29 protein-coding genes are annotated in these 26,560 nt (G+C 58.8%); 11 read left to right on the top strand and 18 right to left on the bottom strand.

The features are described from left to right. Positions 1–12: 12 nt before the first annotated feature. From NMB43_RS10660 to NMB43_RS10705, 10 genes are all read right to left on the bottom strand, one after another. Complete coding sequence (locus tag NMB43_RS10660) at positions 13–1,542, bottom strand: efflux RND transporter periplasmic adaptor subunit (RefSeq protein WP_494348142.1); 1,530 nt, start codon at positions 1,540–1,542, stop codon at positions 13–15. 22 nt (positions 1,543–1,564) lie between these two features. Further along, positions 1,565–2,875 carry a TolC family protein gene (locus tag NMB43_RS10665; RefSeq protein WP_494348143.1) on the bottom strand — a complete coding sequence of 437 codons (1,311 nt, stop codon included), beginning with the start codon at positions 2,873–2,875 and terminating at the stop codon, positions 1,565–1,567. Between the two features lie 104 nt (positions 2,876–2,979). Next, positions 2,980–3,336, bottom strand: a complete 357-nt coding sequence (gene czcI, locus NMB43_RS10670) for a cation efflux protein, CzcI family (RefSeq protein ID WP_494348144.1) — start codon at positions 3,334–3,336, stop codon at positions 2,980–2,982. A gap of 143 nt (positions 3,337–3,479) precedes the next feature. Then, complete coding sequence (locus NMB43_RS10675; protein WP_494348145.1) at positions 3,480–4,139, bottom strand: DsbA family protein; 660 nt, start codon at positions 4,137–4,139, stop codon at positions 3,480–3,482. Further along, positions 4,136–4,585 carry a disulfide bond formation protein B gene (locus tag NMB43_RS10680; RefSeq protein WP_494348146.1) on the bottom strand — a complete coding sequence of 150 codons (450 nt, stop codon included), beginning with the start codon at positions 4,583–4,585 and terminating at the stop codon, positions 4,136–4,138. Before NMB43_RS10680 ends, NMB43_RS10675 begins: the two co-directional genes overlap by 4 nt. Further along, positions 4,582–4,896 carry a hypothetical protein gene (locus NMB43_RS10685; RefSeq protein ID WP_494348147.1) on the bottom strand — a complete coding sequence of 105 codons (315 nt, stop codon included), beginning with the start codon at positions 4,894–4,896 and terminating at the stop codon, positions 4,582–4,584. The genes NMB43_RS10680 and NMB43_RS10685 overlap by 4 nt, the downstream gene beginning before the upstream one ends. After that, positions 4,893–5,465 (bottom strand): signal peptidase II, encoded by a 573-nt coding sequence (gene lspA / locus NMB43_RS10690; RefSeq protein ID WP_494348148.1) that lies wholly within the window; start codon positions 5,463–5,465, stop codon positions 4,893–4,895. Before lspA ends, NMB43_RS10685 begins: the two co-directional genes overlap by 4 nt. A 107-nt stretch (positions 5,466–5,572) precedes the next feature. Continuing rightward, on the bottom strand, positions 5,573–5,920 hold the full coding sequence (locus NMB43_RS10695) for a hypothetical protein (protein WP_494348149.1): 348 nt from the start codon (positions 5,918–5,920) through the stop codon (positions 5,573–5,575). A 35-nt stretch (positions 5,921–5,955) separates the two neighbouring features. Beyond that, on the bottom strand, positions 5,956–6,288 hold the full coding sequence (locus NMB43_RS10700) for a YnfA family protein (RefSeq protein WP_494348150.1): 333 nt from the start codon (positions 6,286–6,288) through the stop codon (positions 5,956–5,958). Then, positions 6,285–6,905, bottom strand: a complete 621-nt coding sequence (locus NMB43_RS10705) for a class I SAM-dependent methyltransferase (RefSeq protein ID WP_494348151.1) — start codon at positions 6,903–6,905, stop codon at positions 6,285–6,287. The genes NMB43_RS10700 and NMB43_RS10705 overlap by 4 nt, the downstream gene beginning before the upstream one ends. A gap of 56 nt (positions 6,906–6,961) precedes the next feature. Here NMB43_RS10705 and NMB43_RS10710 point away from each other — a divergent pair, with 56 nt between their 5' ends. Continuing rightward, positions 6,962–7,387: a MerR family transcriptional regulator gene (locus tag NMB43_RS10710; RefSeq protein WP_494348152.1), complete on the top strand. Its 426-nt coding sequence runs from the start codon at positions 6,962–6,964 to the stop codon at positions 7,385–7,387. Positions 7,388–7,393: 6 nt separating this feature from the next. Here the strand turns inward: NMB43_RS10710 and NMB43_RS10715 are convergent, their stop codons facing one another. Continuing rightward, entirely contained in the window at positions 7,394–7,657 is a 264-nt protein-coding gene (locus NMB43_RS10715; protein WP_494348153.1) for a hypothetical protein, read from the bottom strand. An 89-nt stretch (positions 7,658–7,746) separates the two neighbouring features. After that, complete coding sequence (gene cadR / locus NMB43_RS10720) at positions 7,747–8,178, bottom strand: Cd(II)/Pb(II)-responsive transcriptional regulator (RefSeq protein ID WP_494348154.1); 432 nt, start codon at positions 8,176–8,178, stop codon at positions 7,747–7,749. Between the two features lie 292 nt (positions 8,179–8,470). Here cadR and NMB43_RS10725 point away from each other — a divergent pair, with 292 nt between their 5' ends. Further along, positions 8,471–10,534, top strand: a complete 2,064-nt coding sequence (locus NMB43_RS10725; protein WP_494348155.1) for a heavy metal translocating P-type ATPase — start codon at positions 8,471–8,473, stop codon at positions 10,532–10,534. A 105-nt stretch (positions 10,535–10,639) separates the two neighbouring features. After that, positions 10,640–11,578, top strand: coding sequence for a site-specific integrase (locus NMB43_RS10730; protein WP_494348156.1), 939 nt, complete (start codon positions 10,640–10,642; stop codon positions 11,576–11,578). Here NMB43_RS10730 and tnpC read toward each other — a convergent pair. Further along, entirely contained in the window at positions 11,569–11,928 is a 360-nt protein-coding gene (gene tnpC, locus NMB43_RS10735) for a Tn3 family transposase post-transcriptional regulator TnpC (RefSeq protein WP_494348157.1), read from the bottom strand. The genes NMB43_RS10730 and tnpC overlap by 10 nt on opposite strands. Continuing rightward, the gene (locus tag NMB43_RS10740) at positions 11,925–14,945 is read right to left on the bottom strand and encodes a Tn3 family transposase (protein ID WP_494348158.1); all 3,021 of its coding nucleotides are present in this window, start codon (positions 14,943–14,945) and stop codon (positions 11,925–11,927) included. Before NMB43_RS10740 ends, tnpC begins: the two co-directional genes overlap by 4 nt. A gap of 158 nt (positions 14,946–15,103) precedes the next feature. Here NMB43_RS10740 and NMB43_RS10745 point away from each other — a divergent pair, with 158 nt between their 5' ends. Then, the gene (locus NMB43_RS10745) at positions 15,104–15,601 is read left to right on the top strand and encodes a hypothetical protein (RefSeq protein ID WP_494348159.1); all 498 of its coding nucleotides are present in this window, start codon (positions 15,104–15,106) and stop codon (positions 15,599–15,601) included. A gap of 85 nt (positions 15,602–15,686) precedes the next feature. Here NMB43_RS10745 and NMB43_RS10750 read toward each other — a convergent pair whose 3' ends face one another. After that, entirely contained in the window at positions 15,687–15,905 is a 219-nt protein-coding gene (locus tag NMB43_RS10750; protein ID WP_494348160.1) for a hypothetical protein, read from the bottom strand. Between the two features lie 367 nt (positions 15,906–16,272). Here NMB43_RS10750 and NMB43_RS10755 point away from each other — a divergent pair, with 367 nt between their 5' ends. From NMB43_RS10755 to NMB43_RS10785, 7 genes are all read left to right on the top strand, one after another. Next, on the top strand, positions 16,273–16,692 hold the full coding sequence (locus tag NMB43_RS10755; protein WP_494348161.1) for a hypothetical protein: 420 nt from the start codon (positions 16,273–16,275) through the stop codon (positions 16,690–16,692). A gap of 505 nt (positions 16,693–17,197) precedes the next feature. Then, positions 17,198–18,421, top strand: a complete 1,224-nt coding sequence (locus NMB43_RS10760) for a replication initiation factor domain-containing protein (RefSeq protein WP_494348162.1) — start codon at positions 17,198–17,200, stop codon at positions 18,419–18,421. Between the two features lie 24 nt (positions 18,422–18,445). Then, positions 18,446–18,730 carry a hypothetical protein gene (locus NMB43_RS10765; RefSeq protein ID WP_494348163.1) on the top strand — a complete coding sequence of 95 codons (285 nt, stop codon included), beginning with the start codon at positions 18,446–18,448 and terminating at the stop codon, positions 18,728–18,730. A 196-nt stretch (positions 18,731–18,926) separates the two neighbouring features. Further along, positions 18,927–19,190 carry a hypothetical protein gene (locus NMB43_RS10770; RefSeq protein WP_494348164.1) on the top strand — a complete coding sequence of 88 codons (264 nt, stop codon included), beginning with the start codon at positions 18,927–18,929 and terminating at the stop codon, positions 19,188–19,190. After that, positions 19,174–19,356 (top strand): major capsid protein, encoded by a 183-nt coding sequence (locus NMB43_RS10775; RefSeq protein WP_494348165.1) that lies wholly within the window; start codon positions 19,174–19,176, stop codon positions 19,354–19,356. Before NMB43_RS10770 ends, NMB43_RS10775 begins: the two co-directional genes overlap by 17 nt. A gap of 1,591 nt (positions 19,357–20,947) precedes the next feature. After that, positions 20,948–21,262: a DUF2523 domain-containing protein gene (locus NMB43_RS10780; protein ID WP_494348166.1), complete on the top strand. Its 315-nt coding sequence runs from the start codon at positions 20,948–20,950 to the stop codon at positions 21,260–21,262. Then, positions 21,259–22,365: a zonular occludens toxin domain-containing protein gene (locus NMB43_RS10785; RefSeq protein WP_494348167.1), complete on the top strand. Its 1,107-nt coding sequence runs from the start codon at positions 21,259–21,261 to the stop codon at positions 22,363–22,365. Before NMB43_RS10780 ends, NMB43_RS10785 begins: the two co-directional genes overlap by 4 nt. On the opposite strand, the gene NMB43_RS10790 is transcribed toward NMB43_RS10785, so the two are convergent. From NMB43_RS10790 to NMB43_RS10800, 3 genes are all read right to left on the bottom strand, one after another. Beyond that, positions 22,314–22,553 (bottom strand): hypothetical protein, encoded by a 240-nt coding sequence (locus tag NMB43_RS10790; protein WP_494348168.1) that lies wholly within the window; start codon positions 22,551–22,553, stop codon positions 22,314–22,316. The genes NMB43_RS10785 and NMB43_RS10790 overlap by 52 nt on opposite strands. Positions 22,554–23,777: 1,224 nt before the next feature. After that, positions 23,778–24,884: a zonular occludens toxin domain-containing protein gene (locus NMB43_RS10795; protein ID WP_494348169.1), complete on the bottom strand. Its 1,107-nt coding sequence runs from the start codon at positions 24,882–24,884 to the stop codon at positions 23,778–23,780. After that, positions 24,881–25,195: a DUF2523 domain-containing protein gene (locus NMB43_RS10800; protein ID WP_494348166.1), complete on the bottom strand. Its 315-nt coding sequence runs from the start codon at positions 25,193–25,195 to the stop codon at positions 24,881–24,883. Before NMB43_RS10800 ends, NMB43_RS10795 begins: the two co-directional genes overlap by 4 nt. Positions 25,196–26,560: the final 1,365 nt, after the last annotated feature.

The following is a 26,560-nucleotide window of genomic DNA, read 5'->3' on the forward strand; positions in this document are numbered from 1 at the left end:
CTCATCCCCCGATCAGTGCTCATGCGCAGCACTGGATTTACCCAGCTCTGCCTTGAGTACGAAACTGCCCGAAGCCGCATAGCGCGCACCGGCCTTGAGTCCCTTGATGACCTCGACCCGCTTGCCGTCGCTGCGGCCAAGCTGCACCGGCTGCGCAAGAAAGCCGTCTTCGGTACGCAGGAATACGGTGGGCCGTTCGTTAAGGTTCTGTACGGCATCCGCCGCGATGCTGACCGGCACTGGCGTCTCGCTGGCGGTCAGTTCGACATTGACGAACAGGCCCGGTCGCCATGCCCCCTGCGGGTTGGGCAGGGTGACTCGCGCCGTTGCGGTGCGCGTCTGCTCACCGATCAGGGCGCCAACATAGGACACCGTGCCGGTGGCTTGCGAGTCGAAGGCCGTGGCGCTGATCTTCACCTTGTCACTCACGCGCACGAGGTTCATGTCCTTGGCCGGAATGCTGATCTCGGCCCACACGCGCGACAGGTCAGACAGCGTGAACAGCTGAGCGTCTTCCTTGACCGATTCGCCCAAGGTGACGTGCTTCTCCACCACCGTGCCGTCGAAGGGCGCACGCAGTTCAAAGCGGCTCAGATTATTGCTGGCGAGAACACCCGCGCCCAGTGCGGCCAGCTTCTGCTGCGCATTGGCGGCGGCGATTTCGGCTTCGCGCAATGCCTGTTCGGCCTGCAGGTAGTCCTGCTGCGGCGTGATTTTTTCTTCCCACAACTTCTTCTCGCGCTCAAAGCTCGCCTTGGCGAGGTTCAGGCGCTTCTGCGTGGCAAGCTGCTCGCTGCGCAGCTCCGACACCGCAGTACTGGCGATCACGGCCAGCAGCTGGCCCTTGCTGACGCGCTGGCCCAGATCGGCATGCACGCTTTCGACCACACCCTGCACACGTGGCACCACATGCGCGGTGCGGTCCTGGTTGAAGCGGATTTCGCCCGGCAGTTGCAGGGTGTTGCTGATGCTGGCAGGAACTGCGGTATCGATGCTCACGCCGGCAGACTTGATCTGCGCTTCGCTCAGTGCAAACCGCCCCTCGGCCTTGCTGAAGGTAAAGAGGTAGGGCTCCTTGGGCGTCTGTGCCTCAATGGTCGCTTCAAAGGCGTGCGGCTCGGCAATCGTCTGCACGCTGCGCAGGCCGTCCTTGTCAGATGCAAAGGTGATGGCCTCTTTTTCGCCATCGGGCCTTTCTAGGTTGAGCGTCAGCTTGGCGGCCGTCGCGGGCAAGGGCTTGTCTTTCTCGAAGAACCACACGCGCAGGCGCGCTTCGCCGCCTTCTTCGACCAGGGCCACTTCCAGCGCGAAATCTCCCTCGCTCATCAGCTCGCCACCATGCGGCCCCTTGGGCGCTTCGGCATGCTCGCCATGGCCTTCTTCGCCGTGACCACCTTCTTCAGCATGGCCATGACCATCGCCAGCTTTCTTGGCTGGGGTCGCAAGGATCAGCACCGTGCCGATCACGGCAATGGCAATCAGCGCCAGGATCATCAGCCATTGGCGCTTGCCGAGGCTGCGGGTATTCAGATTGAGTTTCATGTCGGGGATTCCTGTGCTGCGCTCAACGCGCGCTTGTCGGTGTAGGGGTGGGGCTGTCGGTGGCATCGCCGAGCAGGCGCGCAATCTCGCTGGCAGCCTTGTGGGTGTCGAGCCAGGCGCGCAGTTGCTGCGCCTTCATCTGGAAGAGGCTGCGCTGCGCATCGAGCAAGTCGATGAAGCCGAACTTGCCCAGCTCATAGCCACGCGTCGTGGCCTCCAGCGCGTTCTGCGCAGCAGGCACGACTTCGCGTGCCAGCCCATCGGCCTCCAGACGGCTGGCGCTAAGGCGGCTGCGCGCCTGCAGCAGTTCGCTTGCGAGGCTGTTGCGTGTGGCCTGCAATGCGTCCTGTGCCTGAGCACTGCGTGCCAGCGCTTCGCGCACATTGCCGCGATTGCTGTCGAACAAAGGCAGCGGCATGCTGAGACCCAGCAGGGTCTGATTGCGGCCCAACTCGTTGTCGCGCTTGATGCCCACACCGAGCGTTAAATCCGGGTAGCGGCGGCTGCGCTCCAGCTCCGCCAGGGCTTGGCTGCGCGCCGATTCGTGGGTGGCGACGCGCATTGCCGGGGTCTCGTCCAGCCGACCCAGCAGTGCCTCAACCGTGGGGACACCCGGCAAGTCATCAAGCCGACCTTCGATGCGCACGAAGTCCGCCTGTGGCTGCCCCCACTGTGCCGCCAGACGATTGCGGGCACTGGCCAGCGTAGCCTCGGCTTGCGCCTGGGCCAGACGTGCATTCAGCTCTTCGAGCCGCGCCCGCGTCTCTTCCAGTGGCGAAGCGCTGCCCGCCTGTACACGCCGAGCAGCCGCCTGGGTGGCCCGCTGGGAGAGTTTCGTGGCCTCTTCCGCAAGACGCAGTCCCTCTTGTGCGGCCAGCACTTCACGCCAGGCGTCACGCGTCTGAGTGCGCACTTCGGCATGCTTGGCCGCCAGTTGCGCCTGGGCGACATCACGTCCACGCTCCGCCGCGCTGATGCGTGCGGCGCGTTTGCCGCCCAACTCCAGCGGTTGGCTCAGCATGACTGTGTTGGTGCGTGTTTCCTTGCGCGTGTCCTCCATCTCGTAGGACAAGGACGGATTAGGCCGCGCACTACCTTGTTCGATGGCGCCCTCGGCCGCCTCGATTTCGCGTTCGGCAGCACGCAAGCCGGGGTGGTTCGCCAGCGCACGCTCGACGGCCTGCGAGAGCGTGAGGGGGGCAATGACAGGCTGCGAGATTGAAGCCTGTGGGGTGGCAGGTGCGGCGGACTGGGCCAAAGCCCCATCCGGTCGCACGACTGCCGCCAAGCTGCCGACGAGGCACATGGCAATACTGCGCTGAAATAGGCGCATGAAAACTCCTGCTGAATAGGATTGAAGCGAACGCTGGCCGCACGCGCAAAGCGCGTACAAGTCAGGCGACTACGAGGTACTGGTGGAGGGAGAGGCTCGCCAGATCAGGCGAACGAGGGCCAGTTGGGCCGTTCGGGCCGCGTCACGATGTCGGAGAGACCCAGACGCTGGGTAGAGAGAACGGGCGACGCGCTGACATCGACCAGGCCCAGCTTGATTTGCGTGTTCAGAAACGAACAATGCCCGAGATGGCAAAGCCCGCAGTCATTGTCCATGGCCTTGCTGGAAGGTGAATCCTGATCCGGTTCGCTATCCACTTTGGCGCCACCATGCTGGTGGCTGTGATGCCCGAAATGCCCCGTAGCCGCATCCGCTTCATGCTTGCAATAGGCACTGGCCGCAGCCCAGACGGTCTGCAGCGGCAGCATCAGCATGATGAGAATCAAGACCAAGCGTTTCATGAAGTGGAGAAGCAAATTCAAGAAGAATTTCTACATTGCGGAGCGACGATAGCGAAACGGCATCAAACCATCAACAACGCTTCAGGCAGGGTTTTTCCTGCAGCTGACAGGCCCTGAGAACTGTTACCGATCCGCTGCGTGCATTACGGATAAGCGGCAGCAATTTCCTCGCGTAGCTGAAAGCTCAAACCATCCCGACCGAAGTTGCGCAGCGGTTTGCCATTGATGAAGAAAGTGGGCGTCTGACGCACTTTGAGCGCCACGATATCTGCCGTGTCCTGCTGTAGCCGCGCGGCAATTTCCGGGAGCTCCATGTCACGCCTGGCGCGTTCGATATCCAGGCCGCTGGCACCGAGGGCCTCCCACACTTTCTGCGGCTGCGGGCGTCCATGCTCCGCCCACAGCGGCTGCGCGTCGAGTGTCGCTTCCAGCGTTTTCAGGTAGACCTCATGGCCTTGCAGACGTGCAGCCTCAAGGATCTTGACCACGTAGTCAGAACCCTCGTGAAAGGCCGCATAGCGCAGAGTCAGACGCACCTTGCCAGCGTGTTCGCCGAGCAGGCTCTTCACATGTGGATAGAAGGCCCGACAGGCTTCGCAGGCCGGGTCGAAAAATTCGGTAATCTCAACCTTGGCGGCAGGATTGCCGATCGAAGGAGAACCGGCGCGCTTGAAAGGCGAAGCGACTGACTGCGCCGCCGTGCTGACTTCAGCGTTTTGCCGGGCCGTGTAGAAATAGGCGCCGGCGACAAATGCGGCGATCAGGCTCGCAGCTGCGCCCATGACGATGAGAGAGCGTTTCATGGTTTGAGGCCTTTCCGCACTGCCCACAGCAGCGCAATGATGAGAGTGAAAGCGAGAAGGGACAACAGAGGAATGGTGACGAAACTGAACAGTTCCAGCTTCACGTCAGCACACGACAGGCCTTGGGTGCAGGGCTGCAGACTCTTGGGAATGAAACCCATGTAGAGCAGGCAGTGATAGAGCGCGAAACCCCAGCCGGTGACGGCGAGTGGCAAGGCATAGCGCACGCTGCGTGGATCAAATGGCAGCAGGCCGACCCCCAGGACAAAAACCAGCGGGAACATGAAAATGCGTTGATACCAGCACAGCACGCAGGGTGTGCGCTGCATCACTTCGCTGAAGAACAGGGCGCCCAGGGTTGCCACACAGGCAATCAGCCAGGCAGCGAACAGCAGCTTCCAGTGACAGGATTCAGAGGTGTGACTCACCTCACCGATAGTGCTCATGAGTTCTCCAGCTGATTCAGAAAGGCGCGCTCAGCAATCGCGCTGGAGGCCAGCACTTCCATGGCGCGCTTGACGTCTGCAGAGAGCGGCAGGCCGAGGCCATGCTCGATCAGTTCAAGTAGCCGCGCATGATTGCGCAACATCGCGCGTACATAGTTTTGCTCGCTATCCGCCGCAATGGCCAACTGACGCACCGGCGAGACTCGTTCGGGGATTCGTTTACGCTCCTCCAGTACGTCGCGTGCTGCACTGAGCGGCAGGCTCGCCAGCAGACAAAGGCTGGCGACAAACAAGGACAATCGTCCGTTCATACAAGCGCTCCGTCACACGCTTGTCCAGACCGACCTTGGCGCCAGACACCCAGCAGCATCGCCAGCACGCCGATGTTGATCGCAATGTCGGCCAAGTTGAACGCGGGCCAGTGCATGCTTTGCCAGTGGAAATCGAGAAAGTCCGTTACCGCGCCGCGCAAGACGCGATCTGCCACATTGCCCAGCGCACCACCGATGATCATCGCGTAGGCAAAACACTCCGTGCGGCTCGCTTTTCCTTGCCGGATTTCGCGCGCCATCCAGGCACTCACCGCAATGCCCAGCACCGAAAACGCGTAGCGTTGCCATCCTCCTGCATCGGCAAGAAAGCTGAACGCGGCACCGGGGTTGAGCACATGCACAAGGTTGAAGAAGTCTGTCAGCGCAATGCGCTCGCCCAGCATCAGACTGGATGCAACCAGGGTCTTGCTGAACTGGTCGATAAGCAGCACCAGGCCTGCCAAAGCAAACCACGGCCATGTCCTGTGCGGCATGGCTGCATCCTGCGCAGCACATGCTTTGCGTATCGCAGCGACCAAGGCCTGCGACAAATTCTCTCTACGGTTCATTTCCACCTCTTGCGCGCAGCGAGCGCATAGATGAGTGCAGGCCCACCAGCACCAGGCTGGAAGCCGACTTTTCAATGGACGCTACGAGAAGGAACCGTGCGCCCGCTTCAGGCGAGCGCGAACCACTTGGGCCGTTCAGGCCGTGTGGCAGGAGAAAGGAGGTTGGGGACGCGTGTGAACGCTATGGGCGACAACCCGGTTGTCGCGAAGTCCTGCACAGAAAAACCAGACAATGCCAAGGAGTGGCCAGAATGGCAGGGGGAGCAATCACCGTCGTGAGAGACGGTGTTTTTGCCATCGTGACTGGATGAGTCCGACGCTTGCTTCAGCAGGCAATCGTCAGTGCAGTGCGCGCCATTGCTTGTCACCCCAGACTGGCAATAGATATCAACCGCTGCCCAGACGGACTGCAGCGGCAACAACATCACAAAGAGGATCAGCAGAAAGCGCTTCATCGGGGGCGGAGCCTAACAGAAAGGCTTGATGCGCATCAACTCGCGCGTGGTGCGAAATAAATCAGCCCCGCACCGATCAGCACTAGCGCACAGCCCGCTACATCCCAGCGATCCGGCACGACACCGTCGACTCGCCACAGCCATAGCAGGGACACCGCGACGTACACACCGCCATACGCCGCATACACCCGCCCGGCTGGGTGAGGGTGCAGGGTCAGCAGCCACGCGAACAGCGCCAGGCTGGCAGCGGCAGGCAGCAGCCACCAGATCGAGGCGTCTTTCTTCAACCACAGGTAGGGCAAGTAGCAGCCGAGGATTTCGGCACAGGCGGTCAGCGCATACAGCCCGATGGTCTGCAAGGTATTCATGCGTGCAGCTTGCGGCACAGGCAGTAGATGAACTGCTGATCCGTCCCGAACGGTGTGCGATGCATGTGCTCCTCGTGCGCCAGCAGATCGAAGGCCTGACCAAACTCTGCATGCAAGGCGTCGGGTGCATAGCGCATCACCGGCAAACCGCTGCACTGACTTGGCCCCTTGGCTCCGAAGGTCGCCATGATCACGTGCCCGCCGGGCTTGAGGGCACGCAGCACCTGTCGTACGTAGGCAGCACGCTCTGCACCTGTCGTCAGAAAATGGAAGACTGCGCGGTCGTGCCACAGATCAATGCTGCGCGGCGGAAGCTCGGCACGCGTGATGTCTGCTTCGATCCAGCGCACGGCATCGGCACGCGGGCCAAGGCGTCGGCGACTTTCGGCCAGCGCGGCGCCTGACAGATCGAGCGCAGTGACATTCGTGTAAGCAGCATCCAGCAGATCATCCACCAGCGTGGATGCGCCACCCCCTACGTCAATGATGGCGGCGTCAGGCGCGATGCCGCAGCGGCGGATCATCTGCATCGACATGTCGGCGTGCGGCTGGAACCAGCTCACGCCATCGACGGCCTTGCTCGTGTAGACCTTCTCCCAGTGGCTCTTGTCCTGCATGTTCTGCCCCTTTGCTTTGCACTACACTGGATCCACCACCTGTTGCGGGGAAAGCAATGCTGATCGGCGAACTCTCCAAACGCTCGAAATTGTCGCATGACACGATTCGCTATTACGAAAAGCTCGGCTTGCTGCAGGCCGATGCACTACGCGCACCGACAAGTCACTACAAGCAATATCCGCCTGCCGCACTGACGCGTCTTCAACACATCCTGCTGCTGAAACGCTGTGGCTTCACCCTGCGGGAAGTCCGTGGCTTACTTGTCAGCGACGGCGAGCGCAGCGTCTGCGAGGGGCTGCCTGCGCAGCTGGATTCAAAGGTGTCGCGCATCGACGCAAAAATAGCAGAGCTGATTGCCTACAGAGGCTTGCTGCGGCAAACCCGGCAGGCCTGCCATAGTGCTTGCGGTAGCACGGCGGGCCTGCCAGATTGCCTTGAACTCAGTACGCGTGCGCTTAAAGGCGGGAGCTGTTGCGCCTGACCCCCTTCATTCTGTCGGCTTGCCGGGGCGCCGTGCACAGTCAATGTCGCAAGCCGGTGCAGCGTTGCGCGTCAGCCGACGAGACACAAGCCAGGCCGCGCCCAGAGCCAGCACTGCCAATGCGGCCTGCTCTGCGTAGATGGCCAGTCCGGCCAGCATTGCCGAACCGACTGCCGCGCCAATGAAAGGCAAGGCACAGCAGGCGATGCAGAGCGCACCCGTCGTCCATAGGATGCGTCGGGTTTGCTTGTCAGGGGTTGGGGAGGTCATGGGCAGATCCTGTGTGGGGTGAGGAGCCCACAAGCTAAAGCGTGGAGCACGCTCCATGGTCAAGAGGCCCATTCAACCCTCCACGCCACTCAGCCCAGGTGCGTGTGCCGCGTATGCCGGGCTTCGGCTTCCATATCGGCCAGCCCCTGCAGGATGCCGCAAGCATCAACGGCCTGTTCCCCTGCACAGCGCTGGCGCAAGGCACTGAGTTGCTCCTTGAGCTGTGCCAGCTCGCGGATGCGCTCATCCACATGGGCGATGTGTTCATCGAACACGGCATTGACCGCACCGCAACCCTCGGCGGGCTGGTCAGCCAGCGCCAGCAGGTGGCGGATTTCATCGTGGCTCATGTCCAGCGCGCGGCAATTGCGGATGAAGCGCAGCCGCTCGACGTGCGCAGGGCCATACATCCGGAAGTTGCCTGCCGTTCGAGCAGGTGCGGGCAGTAAGCCTTCACGCTCGTAGTAGCGCACAGTCTCGACCGTGCATTGCGCCACCTGCGCCAGTTCGCCGATTTTCATTCGCTGCTCCAGAAAGGGGTTGACTCTATAGTAGCTTCAGCTTGTGTAATACGCCTATACGACCCTACGAGCTCAGGAGTACAGCATGTCTGCGCACCTTCAACACGATAGCCATCAGCATCCGCACGGCAACGAGGACGCCAGTGACGCCTGCGGCGCTCCCGCCAAACTGCCTATCGTCGGTGCGTGTTCAAGCAGCTGCTGTGGCAGCAGTCCGGCTGCGTCTTCAAGCCCCTTGGCCGAACCCGTGACTCACGCGGACGGCACCCGGACGCCCATTCGCATCATGCAGATGGACTGCCCCACCGAAGAGGGCTTGCTGCGCCAGAAGCTGGGCGGCATGGCCGGTGTGGCAGGCATGGAGTTCAACCTGATGCAGCGGGTGCTGACGGTCACGCATGCCCCGGCCGTGCTGGACGATATTCTGGCGGCCATTCGCTCGCTGGGCTTCACGCCGGAGCTGGCCAATGGCCCAGGTTCTGCCGCCTCGCCGGCAGAACCCGCTCGTCCGTGGTGGCCGCTGTTGTTGGCGGGCGTGGCTGCGGTGGGTTCGGAAGCCGCGCACTGGGCCGGCTTGCCGGTATGGGCCGCAGCCCTGCTGGCCATCGTTGCGGTGCTGGCCTGCGGCATCACAACCTACAAGAAGGGCTGGATTGCCATTCGTAACGGCAATCTCAACATCAACGCACTGATGAGCATTGCAGTGACCGGCGCCTTGCTGATCGGCCAGTGGCCAGAGGCCGCGATGGTGATGGTGTTGTTCACGATTGCCGAGCTGATCGAGGCCAGATCGCTGGACAGGGCACGCAACGCCATTCAGGGCCTCCTGAAGCTGACGCCGGAGCAGGCCATCGTTCAACAGGCGGATGGCAGCTGGCTGGCGCAGCCCGCCCGCTCGGTGTCGCTTGATGCCCTCATTCGTGTGCGTCCTGGCGAACGCATTGCACTCGACGGTCGCATCATCAGCGGACGTTCCGCGATCAATCAGGCGCCCATTACCGGTGAGAGCCTGCCGGTGGAGAAAGCCGAAGGCGACCCGGTCTTCGCAGGCACCATCAACGAATCCGGCTCCTTCGAATACCGCGTCACCGCTGCGGCGAGCGACAGCACGCTGGCACGCATCATCCACGCCATCGAGGCCGCGCAGGGCGCGCGTGCGCCAACCCAGCGCTTCGTCGACCAGTTCGCCCGCGTCTACACCCCCATCGTGTTTGCCATCGCGCTGGGCGTCGCGCTTTTGCCCCCGTTGCTGTTCGGCGGTGACTGGTTCGCATGGATTTACAAGGCCCTCGTGCTGCTGGTGATTGCCTGTCCCTGCGCCCTGGTGATCTCGACCCCCGTCACCATCGTCAGCGGGCTGGCCGCTGCGGCGCGCCACGGCATCCTCGTCAAGGGCGGCGTCTATCTCGAAGAAGGCCGCAAGCTCGCCTGGCTGGCGCTCGACAAGACCGGCACCCTCACGCATGGCAAACCCGTGCAGACCGACTTTGCCACGCTGAGTGAGCTTGATGCGGCCACGGCGCGCACCCTGGCCGCGAGCCTCGCCGCACGTTCTGATCACCCCGTCTCCCGCGCGCTCAGCGCAGCGGCCGAGCGCGACGATATCCCGCTCAAGGAAGTCGAGGCTTTCGAAGCTCTGCCGGGGCGCGGCACGCAAGGCCTGGTCGCAGGCAAGCTGTATTGCCTGGGCAATCATCGGCTGATCCATGAACGCGGCTTGTGCTCCGATGCGCTGGAAGCCCGCCTGAGTGCTTTGGAAGAGCAAGGCAAAACCGTCATCCTGCTGGCAGACGAACAGCGCGTGCATGGTCTCTTCGCCGTTGCCGATACCGTGAAGGACAGCAGCCGTCAGGCCATCACGGAACTTCACACGCTGGGCATCAAGACCCTGATGCTGACCGGCGACAACGCCCACACAGCTCGCGCCATCGCCCAGCAAGTCGGTATCGACGAAGCGCGGGGCGACCTGCTGCCGGAAGACAAACTCCGGCTGATCGAAGCGCGACTCTCCAAAGGAACAGCGGTCGGCATGGTCGGCGACGGCATCAACGACGCCCCCGCACTGGCGCGTGCCGACATTGGCTTCGCAATGGGCGCCGCAGGGACTGGAACCGCCATCGAAACCGCTGACGTAGCGCTGATGGACGACGACCTGCGCAAGCTGCCACGCTTCGTGCGCCTGTCGCGCCACACCCACAACTTGCTGGTGCAGAACATCGCGCTGGCGCTGGGTATCAAGGCGGTGTTTCTCGTCCTCACCCTGGCGGGCACCGGCACGATGTGGATGGCGGTGTTTGCCGATGTGGGAGCGAGTTTGCTGGTGGTGGCGAATGGGCTCCGGCTGCTGCGGGCCTGACTCTCGTTGCAGCGGAATGAACGGAATACGTCTGGTTTGCGTGCAAAAATGACGCCATTGATCCATGCTGCGACTATACAAATTCCTGTTTGAACAAGGGGAGCCATGAGCGACGTTGACGTGTATGTGCAGGCCTCCACGCGTAGCAACACGCGCCGCAGCTACGCTTCTGCACTCCGTCATTTTGAACTCGAATGGGGTGGCTTTTTACCCGCGAGCGCCGATGGTGTTGCCCGCTATTTGGCCCAGCATGCCGAACAGCTGTCTATTGCCACGTTACGTCACCGTCTGGCAGCCTTGTCACACTGGCATCAGGATCAGGGGTTTGCTGATCCGACCAAAACTCCGTTGGTGCGCAAGACCTTGAAGGGGATTTCGGCACTGCATCCTGTAAAGCCGCAGCAGGCAGTGCCGCTGCAGATTGACCAATTGACCCACGCCGTAGCCTGGCTGGATACGGCCATGCTTACGTGCGATCCAGCGGAACGACTACGTTTCACGCGAAACAAGGCTTTGTTGCTGCTGGGTTTCTGGCGGGGATTCCGCAGCGATGAGCTGATCAGTCTGAAAGCACAAAATGTCGAACTCGTTCCTGGGCAGGGCATGATCTGTTTTTTGCCACGTACTAAGACAGATCGCCAGTTGGTTGGACAGCACTTCAAAGTGCCCGCCTTATCCCGATTATGTCCCGTTGCGGCATACACCGCCTGGACAGACATGGCGGACATTGAGGATGGGCCGGTTTTTCGTGGGGTGAATCGCTGGGGCCACATCAGTACCCAAGGCCTGCACACCAACAGTATTACGCCGCTGCTACGCAGCATCCTGGAGCAGACTGGATTATTGTCCTCAGGAGACTTCAGCAGCCATTCCTTACGCCGAGGTTTCGCAAACTGGGCCAACGACAACGGCTGGGATGTGAGAAGCCTGATGGAGTATGTTGGCTGGAGGGACATGAAGTCAGCCATGCGCTACATCGACACAGCAGACTCATTTGCACAACAGCGTATCGAGCGGGCTTTGTCAGGGCAATCTCAGCCCTGATTCGGCTGCAGGTCGGCCAACGGTTGCAGCGCTGAAGCGATCTCCAGACAGGTCTCGGCCGTTTGCCGCAGCTCGTCAATGAGTTCCGCAGCAACTTCCCACAAATCTTCAGAAGCCGGCTCGCTCAAATTGGCGCCATTGATCACGGTGTGAGCCATACGATGCAAGCGGAGCATGTCATCCCTGAGACCGCCAAGCGCCTTGAAGCGCTGTGCAACAGGGGTCAGTCGTTCGACGAGTTCCAGCAACAACGCCGTATCGAAATCCTGCCGCAGACGCGTGAGCGCCGCAGCATCGGCATCACCATAAGGCGTGATAGCAAAATCAGGGGCCGGGATCTCCATGCTCATGCCTTCCGTGTCGGTCGTCGCATTTCTTGTACTGACGCGGCGGCCTGCTGGAACGTAGCATCCTCAATCCACGGTTCTGGTTTGCGTTTGAGTTTCAGGCTGTATTCACCAAAACGTTTCACGTGGGAAACCTGATAGGGACTCAGAAAACTCACATCCTCTTCGGTAATTTTCCATCCCTCTTTTTGCAGGCCGCCGAGCGTGCGCATCATATCGACCGTGTTCTGCAGGATCAGGGCAGACGCCACCAGATCGTTGTAACGCAAACGTTTCTGCTGTTCATCCGGTTCATTGACGGCGATGACATCGCCTCCGAACGAGAGCCACTTGGCAAAACCGTTGTAAGACTCGATCTTGTTGGTGTTGGCAGTAATTTCCTGACGCAGCTCTCGACTGCCAATCCATTCGAGCAAGAAGCCGGTGCGGATGACATTACCAAGTTCCTGGGCGGCAAAGTAAAGTCGGTTTTTTCGACTGTAGGAGCCGAGCTTGCGCAGCAGCGTCGCCGATGAAATCTTGCCCGTGTAGATGGATAGCGCCACCTGCATCAAATCCTGCCAATGACGCTCGATCAGCCCCCAGTCTGCGCTGTCTCCGAACAGCCGATTGATGTGCTGGTACTTCACGGTCTTGTCTGGCCTGTAGAGGGTGAGGTTTTTCCAGTTACGGATGCGCGGCATCAGCTTGATGCCAAGCAGATGCGTGAAGGCAAAAACCGTTGCAGACTGACCCTGCGTATCGGCATGCACAGTATCCGCTTCAACCGACAGGCCCGCCTTGAGCAAGCCTTCGATCACATAAATGGCCTCCCACACACCTGGTGGAATGAAGTGGCGGAACACTGCGATGTAGTTATTGGCCACATGTCGGTAGGCCACGGCGCCCATCTTTCGGTAGCGGAAGTGATAGCCCGCCAGAAGGTTTTCGTCGTAGAAATCGTATTGCGTGCCATCTGCAGCCACGGTCTTTCCATCGCCCCACGCCTTGGGTAGATCAAGCCGCAGATACACCTCATTCAGCTCGCGCTGAGCAGCCTCCAGGCTTTCCAGCGACAGATGGCGCCGATTTACAAAAGAGAGCATGTGCGGTGTTACACCGCTGTTGCCAAGATGGCGGGCGGCTTGCGTTGGACCAAGATTGCAGCCCATCGCAAAAATGGTCAGCAGATAGCGCTCTGCTGGCTGATTAAGCTTGGCCATATTGCCCGACAGCGGCCCAAAGTGCCGCGTGAATCCCATCCAGTGCTCGATGTTGGCCAGCACATCCAGAATGTGTCGCGACGGCATATGCTGCGTTAAAGCATTTTGCAGTGATACGACGGACGCCGGAATCTCGCGTGCAACAGGTTTGCGCAAGACGGGCTCGCCGTCGCCATTGAGTGCCACATCGCCACGGCACTCGGGGAATTTGTCATCCAGATGCTGGGCGGTATCACTCAACCAATCACGCAAGCTGCTCGCAAAATTGGCTGCATTCTGCGGAAGCCCAATCTTGTCGCAGTAGGCGGGCAATATCTTCTGACACTCATCCCACGACAGCAATTGGTCGCGGTAATCGGCAAATTCCTCGGAGCCGGCAACACTCAGGTCGCCTGAGCGCAGTTCCTCAGCCAGATAGGAAAAAACACAAATTTCAAGGCTACGGCGGCTTACGCCCAACCCAAAACCTTCTTCGTTGCCTTCGCGCAAGAGCTTACGCCACCGATCCGAAACAAAGGACAGGTCAATGCCATCCTCAATCCATTCGATGCGATGTTTGTCCTGATAGGTCTTTATCAGGTCCAAGGCATCAATCAGTGAGCGATCTTGAGATGTCGGACGAATGTCGAGCAGATGAACAAGCCTGAACAGGATGGAACGATGACTTTTGAAGTGCTTCCACACCAGCGGCAGGTAGTTGTTGCCACTTGTGGCTTGTACTTGCGCACAGGTCTCGCGCACCTTCTCAATCCCGCCTGCCGGGACCAGGTAGTCACGGATCTGCCCTCCGGCCACGGCGTTGTCTGGCTCAATGGCGAGAATTGAAAGAACGCCATCGAGCGTTCCGATCAGTTTTTCGATCTGGCTGCGCTGGCTGAACTGGATCTGTTCAAGTTCTTCCTTGGCACGTTTGTGAATAGTCGCAACTCGGCGAAGGAACATTTCCGCCAGTTGATCGCGAGCCCGAACCTGCATGCGCTGAATCAAGGCGACCATGAGGGTGTAGCGTTTGGCCTCAGTACATTCACGCAGCTCGGACACGTCGTAGGCCATGGCCTGCGCCGCGAAATGGCGAATTTTCGTATCCACGACCCCGTCGAAAAGCGAGTCGACACCGGAAACTGATTCGAGCCATTCCAGATGCGCGACCAACATTTCAAGGTGTTTGCGGGTAGGGCGCTTCGCCGATTTCTTGAGCGTGTTGTACTCGCTCTGGCGATGTTCCAGCTTGTCGGTGAGAAGTAGCGCTTTGAATCCTTCCAGAGTCTTTGGAGGAATCCTGCTCAACACTGTGTTGAATATCCGTTCCTGCACCTCCGCGTGTGCACGCTCAGCCAGGGTGTCCAGTGCAGAAAAGGCCGGGAGCTCCATCTGCTGATGTACCAGTTCATCGACGAGAGCATTGATGATGTCGATGCGCTGGTCTAGCAGCTCTGCCGATTCGTGCGCCAGCTTGTCCGCAATTTCGCTGGCGTCAGTGCCATAGAACGCCTTGACGCGCAGATAGCTCCGAACAGCCGCCATGTGCCGGTACAGGGTGCGCTCTGTTGAATAGTCAATAACGATCCGCTTGGCGTAACCCAATGATTCGCGCACGTGATTGATGACTTCGGGCGGGACATCTTCCAGAGAGGGGAAGTAGTGCAGGTACTGAAAGGTTTTCAGCAGCACCAAGAGGCCAAGTCGCTGAATTGGCGTGCGCGCCGTACGTTCGGCCCACGCTCGCTCTTCTTCAGTCGGCGTGAAGTTGCGCTGCAGCTCTTTGCCCGCCGGAGGCTTGCTGAAGCGAGGATAGGCTGTCCGTTCTATCGATACCATGCAGTGTCCCTCTGGCCCTGAAGGAGGGATAAGGATAACTTGCGCAGATGGCTGAAAGGTGACGGTTACGAAAAAACTTTCAGCAAAACAAACAATTACGTAGCCAATGTCCTAATTTTTGCTTCATCCCGGCTGTACCCCATCTACGTCACCGCGAGGTGCAATGCCGGGAAGAAGCCTCCAGGCTCGAAGCGCGCGTCCTCGATCTCGATACCGCGCTCAACGGGGCCCGGCAGCAACTTGACACCACACGTTCAGCATTCGATGAGGAGCGACGCGAGCTGGAGTCTCGGGCCCAGGCCCGCGAACAGCATTGGCTGACGGAGGTGGATCGCTTGCGTCAGGAGCTCAAGCAAGCCCAGGGACTCGCTAAAGAGCGGCTGGATCAGGTGGACAGGTTGCAGGGCCAGGTGACGCAAATGAACCAGGATCGGATCGAGGCTCAGCGGCAAGTCGGCCACCTACAGGGGAGGCTCGCGCAAACCGAGCAACAACGCGACGACGCGCTGACGCGCCAAACCCTTGCCGAAGGCACTGCGGAACGGGCTGAAGCGGAGGTAGGGCGATTGAAAGGCGCGTTGGCGGAAGCCCGTCGGCACCGCGGCACCGCAGCATCGGCCGCACGGCTGCCTCAACGCAGGAAGTCGCTACGCTGAAGCGCTGCTCCGTTCGCTAGACCAATCAGCGACTCAGGATCACCGGCGACAACGATCGCCGGTGATCGCTCCTTGGTGTCGTGTTTCAGGTGGTGTGACAGGCCGGGCAGCAGTACTTGCAGCCGTTGATTCGAGCATTTCCGTATTTGGCCTTGGCGAGCGCCACGGCGCCCACACAGCTCGGATGCTCTCCGAGATCGATCTGGTTTTCCAAAGCCGGCATGTAATTGCAGCCGGTCGTTTTATTGTGGACTTCATTATCCCCATTCGGCTGCTGCTTTTGGTTCAGGATGAATCTGGGCATTTGCTCCTCCTAAGTATGTGGCGTGAGCCGAGTCGTCACAGACGAAGCGCCTGTGTGGACTACAGCTGTTGGCCAGCATAGGGAGCCATTTTGGGGGCCAAAACCCGGACAAGAGGGCGGGTTTGCGATGGGTCAAGATCACGGGCGTGCATGCACTTAAAAACAAGTACTTACAGAACAAAAGTATAGTTTTTTACTTCATCCCGGTCATACCCCACATTGACGTTGCGCGCTGTGGCTACGCCGGTTTTGACTTCGATCTTGATCATTGGAACGCCCTTTATCGTTACGGTGACAAATACCCGATGGCATTCGGGTATGCGCAACCTACCCGAAAGCTTTCGGGTATGCAACTGAGATACATCAAATGAAACCGAGCGAACTGGTTCAGAAGGCCAAAGACCGCCAATGCGTCAGCACCGCGTATGCGTTGGCGAAGATCACTGGAATCAGCGAGGACTCGCTGAAGAACTACGAAAAAGACAGGGTCGGAAAGAACGGGATTAGCAACGACTTTGCCCGCAGGCTGGCCGAAGCGGCCGGCCTGAACCCACTGGAAGTCATCGCAGAACTGGAGTTAGCGCGGGCCTCGGACGAGGCCACGCGCAGCGCCTGGGGAAAAGCCTTGGCCAGCATGAGGGGTAGCGCCTCTGTCCTCCTGCTGGCCGCTTGTTTCGCGCTGGCCGCCTGCGGCGGCTGGGCGCTCCACAGCGGCGCCCATGCATTACTGAAGGTTATCGAAATCGTAGTGTCGATAATCTTTATTACCTGGGCGCTGCTGCTGTAAGTCATTGACGTATCAGCGGCTTTTGCCTCCCTTGGCAAAAACAAAGTGCCAAATGCCAGCGCAATATATGCCGCAAGCATAACGCTGGCAGCCTTCGCATAGCCTCCTGCCTGCTTCACAAGAAACGGAAGCCATAGCTGCCGCTCCTCCTCGGTAGCGGCCCTTGCAGCCTGTTGTGCCTCCCAGATTTGGCCCGGTGTCGTGCCGTCATCTAGCAGTATCGCCAGCTTCCTGAGCGCCTCTGCGGGTAGCGGCCTGGAGCCTTTGATCGCTCCGTTTAGTCCTGGGTGATCTACCCCAATTTCACGTGACAGAGCGGCTTTCGAGCCTGTTTTGCTGATCGCTTTTTCGATGTAGGTCAAAAAATCCATGTCGTACCCCTTGACCTAGACAGATTTGTCTAGGTACTCTGCGCGCACCTAGACGGATTTGTCTAGGTGGAATTGCCCAACACGGCAACGATACAGCCGCATAGCGGCGATGTAAACGACGGGGATACGAGGGGATGGCCACAAAGCCGGGGAAGCTCAAGCAACGCGATCTAACGCTGTCTGAGGTGCGGGACATCGAAGAGCGCGCTAAGCGCGTCACTGGCGAAAAGCTGGCGCGCGAAGCGGCGACAGGCGAAGCCGGCGCCCGCCGCGCGCCAGCGCCCCCCGTCAGTAACACGGGGGGAAAGGTGCCTACTGAGGCTCGGCGCCCCGACATCGCGGCTCGTCTCGTCATGCATGACGGCGAGGTTGTTGAAATCCCTGCACGTAGGGGGTACGGCGGTGCGGCCGCTTTTATCGACTGGCTCAACTTCACGTGTCATGAGGATGCCTTTTCAGTCCGGAAGCAGGGTGTTACGGATGATGAGGTTATCTGCGAGGTGTCGTTCTGGTGTGAGCGTTGGTTTGGATTTGGGATATCTGCCCAGCGTGATCGTGGTGCGAATTTCTATGAGCGGTCCTACACCCTCGGTGATGAGTACGGCCTCGTTTGCCATGGTGGCCAGCGTGGGACGGTTTTGGTCATGCTGTCCGGGTCTGGTTGTGCTGCTGCGCGTGAGGGCTGGGAGATTCGGCTACGCAATTGGCTTGAAAAGGAATCGACTGCACGTATTACCCGCGTCGATATGGCACATGATTGCTATGACGGAGAGCGTACCGTTGATGATGCTGCCGCGTGGTATGACGCAGGGATGTTTGGCTGCAATGGCCGCATGCCCGACTGCGAACAGCGGGGCAATTGGAAACGTCCCAATGGCAAGGGTCGATCTTTCTACGTTGGCAACAGAGAGAACGGCAAATATCTGCGTGTTTATGAAAAAGGCATGCAATTAGGTGATTCGGCGTCACCGTGGGTCCGTTTTGAATTCGAACTTAAGTCCGTCAATCGTCTGATTCCCTTTGATGTCCTTATCCAGCCCGGTGCTTATTTGGCTGGTGCTTATCCTGCGCTCGCATGGATTGATAAGCAGCAGGTGCGGGTAGCGACGACATCCAAGACGGCACAAATCAATTATGCGTCCATGGTGGATTGGTTAAAGCGTCAATGCGGCGCTGCTCTGTGGGTGCTTTCCCAGATTGAGGGTTCAGCGGAAGCGGCTCTCTCTAAGGTGGTCCGTGAGGGTGAAATCCCGAAACGGGTCAAGGTTCCCGACTGGCGCACATGCGGGGAGTTCCTGCACCAGCGCATACGGGATGTTATGCCGGGCGAACTTGTCATAGATATGTCGTTCGCATAGGCGTTTTTTTATAAGGGGTAGGTGATGAAACAAGTCATGCAGGTTCTTGGCGCAAAGGGTTTCAAGGGCAATATCGACGGGCAGCAGTTCGATTCCACGAAGCTCTATGTTGTTATGGAAGTCAGTGAGCGCAACGGCACCGAAGTCGGCTATAACGCCGCCCCGCTTCCGTTCGGCAAGTCTGATGAGTACGAGAAAATCAAGCATTTGACGTTCCCTCTTCAAGCTGAGCTGGATATCACCATGACGACCAAGGGCATTGAAGTCGTCGGCTTCAAGGCAGTTTCCGGCAATAAACCGGCTGCCTAATCATGCTTGCAAACGTGCGTATCTGCTACGTGATTCAGGAACGCTCTAGCGGGCTTTTCCTGTCGTCTGAGTTGCATTGGGTCCGCAGCTTTAAGCGGGCAGGGCGCTGTGACGATTACGAATCCGCAGTGGATACCGCGCGTTTGAACACTCACGATGAATATGAAATTCATCGCCTTGTGGAGTTGGTCGAATAATGCAATGCGCCCAACTAGTCGCCACTGGCGCAAATCTCTATTCCCTTCAGATCGTTCCTCCGGCCAATGGCGAATGCGTTAATGCCGTCGTTCTGCTGGAGCCGTCTGAATTCAAGAATTTCGCAATGAGCCCTTTCAATCTCAGTGCGGAAGATGGCGCGATTATCGCTGCCGCAATCGTGGCCGTGTGGGGCGTTGGCTTCGCCTCTCGGGCCGTAATTCGTTCTCTTTCAGGAGGTACAAGCCATGAAGAAGATGCTTAAGGTTGGTGTTGGCGCTGGTGCCATGGTCGTCACGGGTCTGGCGAATGCCGCGCCCGACGTGACCGCGATCACTGCTGCCGGCGCTGACGTGGCCGCTATCGGTGCCGCCGTGTTCGCGGTGTACGTCGGTATCAAGCTGGTGAAGTGGGTCCGCCGCGCACTCTGATTCACTGCGCAGCATTCAGGGGTGCGGCTGAATAAGCTGTACCCCTTTTATCGTTTACGGGGTCGGGGAAATGGAAAATGGGAATCTACGTCATCATCGCTATTTGTGGCGCCTGTTGGTTGGCATTTTCAGCCTGATATTTTCATGCGCTCACGCGCAAACCTGTCCGACAGGCTCTTATTGTTTTGGGCCTAAAACTAAATATTCTTTTGGTGATGGGAATCTTTACGACAGTGCCACTTCTGCTTGTAATGCCTATCTCCCGTGGTCAGGTCGTGTAGCGGGTTCTGACGCTAATAGCGTGTGGTCATGGTCTTGTGGTGGTCCATCTACAAATGCTAATGGCGACATTATCGGTATGCAGATTATTAAATCGTATTCGATTACTAATAATTGCACGTCAAATTGCTCCGGGACTAATACCTATGGAATGAGTCTTGCGGAAAATAAAAAATACTGCCCGTCTGAATCTCCCTATAACTCCACCATTCAGATGTGCGAGAACAAAATTTGCCCTCCTAAGGCCGGTCAGTCCGCTGGCGGTGCATATTGTCCCGTCGCAGATGGTTATGGTCCCGGTTCTGTTGGTCGTGTTTTTAATGGTCCCGGCGGCTGTCAGGCTGTTATCAGTGCATATACTCCGCCAGATTCCGGCCTCAGTTCGGATAATGGTTACTGCTCTTTTAAATATACCGGTGCGCCTAATGACACTGGTGGTGGCGGTTCTAGCTCGTCCAGTTCCTCTAGCTCTTCAAGCTCCTCTAGTTCCTCCAGTTCTTCCAGCTCGTCCAGTTCCTCTAGCTCGTCGAGCTCTTCTTCGTCGTCCAGCTCCTCCAGCTCCTCCAGCTCCTCCAGCTCGTCCAGTTCTTCCAGTTCCTCCGGTTCTTCCAGTGGTAGTTCTGGCGGCTCGGCCTCGGGTGGTGGCGGTGGTTCTGGTTCTGGCTCTGGCTCCGGTTCGGGTTCCGGCTCCTCTTCTGGTGGTTCCTCGAGCTCGTCTAGTTCTTCAAGTTCTTCCAGTTCCTCGGGCTCTTCCAGCTCTTCAGGCTCGTCTAGTTCCTCCAGCTCCTCCAGCGGTTCCAGTTCCTCTAGCGGTAGCTCTGGCGGGTCCTCTTCAGGGTCTTCTGGTGGTTCGTCTTCCGGCTCGAGTTCTAGCGGGGGCGGTGGTTCCGGTTCTGGCTCGGGTAGCTCTTCCTCTTCTGGTGGGTCTTTCAGTGGCGGCTGTGGCGCTTGGTCGTGCGAGGGCGACGCCGTTCTGTGTGCGATCGCGCGCGGCCAGTGGGAAACAAAGTGCGCGTTTGAACAAGAGGCGACCGAAAACCAGCGTTACCGCGATGCCGTTTCCGGTGCTGACGGTGTTGTGAGTCCTGCGGATCAATCTAAGCGACAGGTTGTCGATTTAAATGTCGCATTTAATGACCAGCTTCATAAAGCCGATGTCGGCGGGTCGTGCATACCCTCTTTTTCAATACCTGCGCTGGGGCGCTCTTACTCTGTCAGCATGGGTAACTTCTGTGGCGCAATGGAAATAGCCGGACATATTCTTTTCGCTATTGCCTGTTTAATCGCTATTCGAATCGTAGGGGGTGCCTAAATGCCATTACCTGTAGCCGGGATATTTGCGGGTGCGTTCGCCGGCGCCCTGATCCAAATCGCGTCGTCTCTGGTCGGTCGTGTCTTGATCGCGCTCGGCATTACCTATGTCACTTATCAGGGGTTCTCTCTTGTTCTCGATGGTTTGGCGTCTATGTTCGTTCAAAACGTTGGCGCGGCTGGTCCCGTCGCAATGGGTGTCGTGAATACCCTTCGCCTCGATGATGCTGTTGGTGTGATTCTTGGCGCGGTTGCCGCAAAGCATGCTCTCAATGGCCTGACTTCCGGGGCGATTACCAAAATGGTGGTCAAGTGATTACGCTCACGACCGGCACGCCGGGGGCCGGCAAAACCCTGCGCACCCTGGTCGAAGTCAAGGCCTTGGCTGACAAGGAAAATCGTCAAGTCTATTACGCCGGCATAAAAGACTTGATGATTCCCGGTTGGGTGGAGATTGACGCGGCTAAGTGGCATGAATGCCCGGTGGGCGCCATCATCGTCATTGATGAGTGCCAGACCCTCTTTAGGCCGCGTGGCGTGGGGTCTCAGGTGCCTGAGTACGTCGCCAAGCTGGAAACGCACCGTCATAACGGGCACGACCTTTTTTTGGTGACTCAGCACCCGATGCTCGTGGATTCCAATGTGCGCCGCCTGGTCGGTCGGCACCTGCACGTCGCCCGGCGTTTTGGGATGGCGCGTGCCACTGTTCTGGAGTTCCCTAGCGTTCGGGAACAGCCTACCGCGAAGCAGGATGATGCTGTGCGCCATGAGTGGGCCTATCCCAAAGAGGCTTATGGTTGGTACAAGAGTGCCGAAGTACATACGCATAAAGCGCGCATACCCTTTAAGGTGTGGCTGCTCTTCCTGCTGCCTGTTGTGATAGCTGTCCTGTGCTGGTTTGTTTGGTCACGCTGGCAGTCGAGAATTCAGGGAACCGACAAGCCGCAGCAGAGTGACCCGGCCCTGCATCAGACCGTTTTTGCTGGTGGCCAGCCTCATCAGTTACTCAAGCTAGATTTCGTCCAAGCGCGAACCCCGCGCGTGGCTGGGCTGGTGCACACCGCGCCGGCTTACGACGACCTCACTAAGCCGACTCGCGTGCCGGTGCCCGCGGCCTGCATTGAAATGCGTGGCGAATGCCGCTGCTACACCCAGGATGGCACGCGCATGCCGACTGTTCCCCTCGATGTCTGCCGCCAGATCGTCAAGTTCGGCTGGTTCGAAGAGTTCCCGCGTGACTCAGGCAAAGAGCGCGATCAGCAGGCGAGGGAGGGGCAGGGCGATCAGCAGCAAGGTCCTGCGGCTGCATATCAGGCGCCTGAGCCTGAACAGCATGAGCCCATCATCATCGGCGCCCCTAGTCCCTATCAGGAAGCCACGTTCCGCAATTCCGGGCGGGCGCTGGTCCTGAAAAAGTAGTACATGAACGGGAATTGCTTCTGCTGGTTGTTTTTGGGCTGATATTTGTCAGCCCTTTTTTTTGTCCATGCCCGCAACGTCTTGCGTAGTGCCGCGATGATTGGCATAACCACGCGCGCCACGCGGCCGAAGTCAAAGCACAGTTGCCGCTCCAAGAATTCTGCTTTCGTCATGTAGTTGCGTTTCATGCCGTTGCCCTTCAAAGCTGACCGGGTTCCTGAGCTGAGCCCCGTGTTCACCTCGCGTTGCCGAGCCATTCCACCGATTGTTATGCCGCCGTACTCCCGTCGCTTCGCCCGGGAGCGATCAGGGCCGGAAGGCGGGGCCTCGATCAAGGATCGAACCATCGGGCTTGCCCGTTGGGCGGTCCTTTATCGGGGTGCCTGTAGGCCAGGATCAGCGGAAGGCGAAGCGATGGGAGTGCGTCGTTGCACCGGGATGGGTGAGGTAACGCTGTGCGATGCGCTAGCGCGTCGCCTGATCAGCTTTGGGGGTAGGGTTGCTCCCTGACTGGTCGTGCAATCTTCGTGGTCTCTACTGGCGGCTTCGTATGTCTCGGCCTAGGCAGCAGCGCCCGAGCCGTCGCACTCTGTACCGCCAGATTCAGGACGAAAAAAAACGCCTGCTGGTTGCAGGCGTTGATCCTTTCGTGTTGCATGCGGTCTGCAAGGTGCTTAGGAGCCCGGGCTGCTCCAAAGCTGAGGGCCGCTTGCGAGGCGTGCTAGCGCAAGGGCGGCTCTTCTGATTCGTGCAATCGTAGTGCTGATAATCTTTATTATGTCAACTTGGATAGTACTCGGATGGGGGCTGATCAAGCTGAAGAACGCCCTGCGCAAGATAGGCCGCAAGCCTGTACCAACGGGACTCGCAGCGAGGGTCAGCTAGCGCCCTACAGTAGAGCCGCAACGCCTCAGGATCAACGCCGGGACCGACCCGGCGTTTTTTTTGCCTAGTGATCCACCTGTACCACCTACGACGGCAGGAATCGCGCCTGCAGGCTCGCATGTGCCAGTAACCGGACCGGAGCCACCACCATGACGGCCCGAAGGTTTGAGAAACAACCCAGAAGGCCGCGTCAGCCCGGGCCAAGTGTCCGAACGGTTGCAAAGTGTCCTAGTTATAAATCTAGGCCGGGGCTGCGCCCCGGCCGACCGCCGAGCTTCGCTTACGGCTGGCCGGCCGAGGCGACGCATCTAATGCATAGCGCCGAGCTATTAAAACAGATCAAGTTTGATAGCTTTTGCCCAAGATCAGGTACGCCGCTCTCCCCACCTACGGCGGGTCCCCATGCGGCCGCCCCAGCGGGCGCCTGATCTATGAGAGACGATTCCAGAAACCCCGCCACCCTCTCGGGCTGGCGGCTGGAATCTTGGTGATGACCGCGAGGCTTCGTTTAGCCCTCAGCAAAGGGGTCACTTTTTCAGGGCCAGCGCCCGCCCGGAATTGCGGAACGTGGCCTCCTGATAGGGACTAGGGGCGCCGATGATGATGGGCTCATGCTGTTCAGGCTCAGGCGCCTGATATGCGGCCGCAGGACCTTGCTGCTGATCGCCCTGCCCCTCCCTCGCCTGCTGATCGCGCTCTTTGCCTGAGTCACGCGGGAACTCTTCGAACCAGCCGAACTTGACGATCTGGCGGCAGACATCGAGGGGAACAGTCGGCATGCGCGTGCCATCCTGGGTGTAGCAACGGCATTCGCCACGCATTTCAATGCAGGCCGCAGGCACCGGCACGCGAGTCGGCTTAGTGAGGTCGTCGTAAGCCGGCGCGGTATGCACCAGCCCAGCCACGCGCGGGGTTCTCGCTTGCACGAAATCGAGCTTGGGTAACTGGTGAGGCTGGCCACCAGCAAAGACGGTCTGATGCAACGCCGGGTCACTCTGCTGCGGCTTGTCGGTCCCCTGAATTCTCGACTGCCAGCGTGACCAAACAAACCAGCACAGGACAGCTATCACAACAGGCAGCAGGAAGAGCAGCCACACCTTAAAGGGTATGCGCGCTTTATGCGTATGTACTTCGGCACTCTTGTACCAACCATAAGCCTCTTTGGGATAGGCCCACTCATGGCGCACAGCATCATCCTGCTTCGCGGTAGGCTGTTCCCGAACGCTAGGGAACTCCAGAACAGTGGCACGCGCCATCCCAAAACGCCGGGCGACGTGCAGGTGCCGACCGACCAGGCGGCGCACATTGGAATCCACGAGCATCGGGTGCTGAGTCACCAAAAAAAGGTCGTGCCCGTTATGACGGTGCGTTTCCAGCTTGGCGACGTACTCAGGCACCTGAGACCCCACGCCGCGCGGCCTAAAGAGGGTCTGGCACTCATCAATGACGATGATGGCGCCCACCGGGCATTCATGCCACTTAGCCGCGTCAATCTCCACCCAACCGGGAATCATCAAGTCTTTTATGCCGGCGTAATAGACTTGACGATTTTCCTTGTCAGCCAAGGCCTTGACTTCGACCAGGGTGCGCAGGGTTTTGCCGGCCCCCGGCGTGCCGGTCGTGAGCGTAATCACTTGACCACCATTTTGGTAATCGCCCCGGAAGTCAGGCCATTGAGAGCATGCTTTGCGGCAACCGCGCCAAGAATCACACCAACAGCATCATCGAGGCGAAGGGTATTCACGACACCCATTGCGACGGGACCAGCCGCGCCAACGTTTTGAACGAACATAGACGCCAAACCATCGAGAACAAGAGAGAACCCCTGATAAGTGACATAGGTAATGCCGAGCGCGATCAAGACACGACCGACCAGAGACGACGCGATTTGGATCAGGGCGCCGGCGAACGCACCCGCAAATATCCCGGCTACAGGTAATGGCATTTAGGCACCCCCTACGATTCGAATAGCGATTAAACAGGCAATAGCGAAAAGAATATGTCCGGCTATTTCCATTGCGCCACAGAAGTTACCCATGCTGACAGAGTAAGAGCGCCCCAGCGCAGGTATTGAAAAAGAGGGTATGCACGACCCGCCGACATCGGCTTTATGAAGCTGGTCATTAAATGCGACATTTAAATCGACAACCTGTCGCTTAGATTGATCCGCAGGACTCACAACACCGTCAGCACCGGAAACGGCATCGCGGTAACGCTGGTTTTCGGTCGCCTCTTGTTCAAACGCGCACTTTGTTTCCCACTGGCCGCGCGCGATCGCACACAGAACGGCGTCGCCCTCGCACGACCAAGCGCCACAGCCGCCACTGAAAGACCCACCAGAAGAGGAAGAGCTACCCGAGCCAGAACCGGAACCACCGCCCCCGCTAGAACTCGAGCCGGAAGACGAACCACCAGAAGACCCTGAAGAGGACCCGCCAGAGCTACCGCTAGAGGAACTGGAACCGCTGGAGGAGCTGGAGGAACTAGACGAGCCTGAAGAGCTGGAAGAGCCCGAGGAACTGGAAGAACTTGAAGAACTAGACGAGCTCGAGGAACCACCAGAAGAGGAGCCGGAACCCGAACCGGAGCCAGAGCCAGAACCAGAACCACCGCCACCACCCGAGGCCGAGCCGCCAGAACTACCACTGGAAGAACCGGAGGAACTGGAAGAACTGGACGAGCTGGAGGAGCTGGAGGAGCTGGAGGAGCTGGACGACGAAGAAGAGCTCGACGAGCTAGAGGAACTGGACGAGCTGGAAGAACTGGAGGAACTAGAGGAGCTTGAAGAGCTAGAGGAACTGGACGAGCTAGAACCGCCACCACCAGTGTCATTAGGCGCACCGGTATATTTAAAAGAGCAGTAACCATTATCCGAACTGAGGCCGGAATCTGGCGGAGTATATGCACTGATAACAGCCTGACAGCCGCCGGGACCATTAAAAACACGACCAACAGAACCGGGACCATAACCATCTGCGACGGGACAATATGCACCGCCAGCGGACTGACCGGCCTTAGGAGGGCAAATTTTGTTCTCGCACATCTGAATGGTGGAGTTATAGGGAGATTCAGACGGGCAGTATTTTTTATTTTCCGCAAGACTCATTCCATAGGTATTAGTCCCGGAGCAATTTGACGTGCAATTATTAGTAATCGAATACGATTTAATAATCTGCATACCGATAATGTCGCCATTAGCATTTGTAGATGGACCACCACAAGACCATGACCACACGCTATTAGCGTCAGAACCCGCTACACGACCTGACCACGGGAGATAGGCATTACAAGCAGAAGTGGCACTGTCGTA

Source organism: Uliginosibacterium sangjuense, assembly GCF_059132465.1.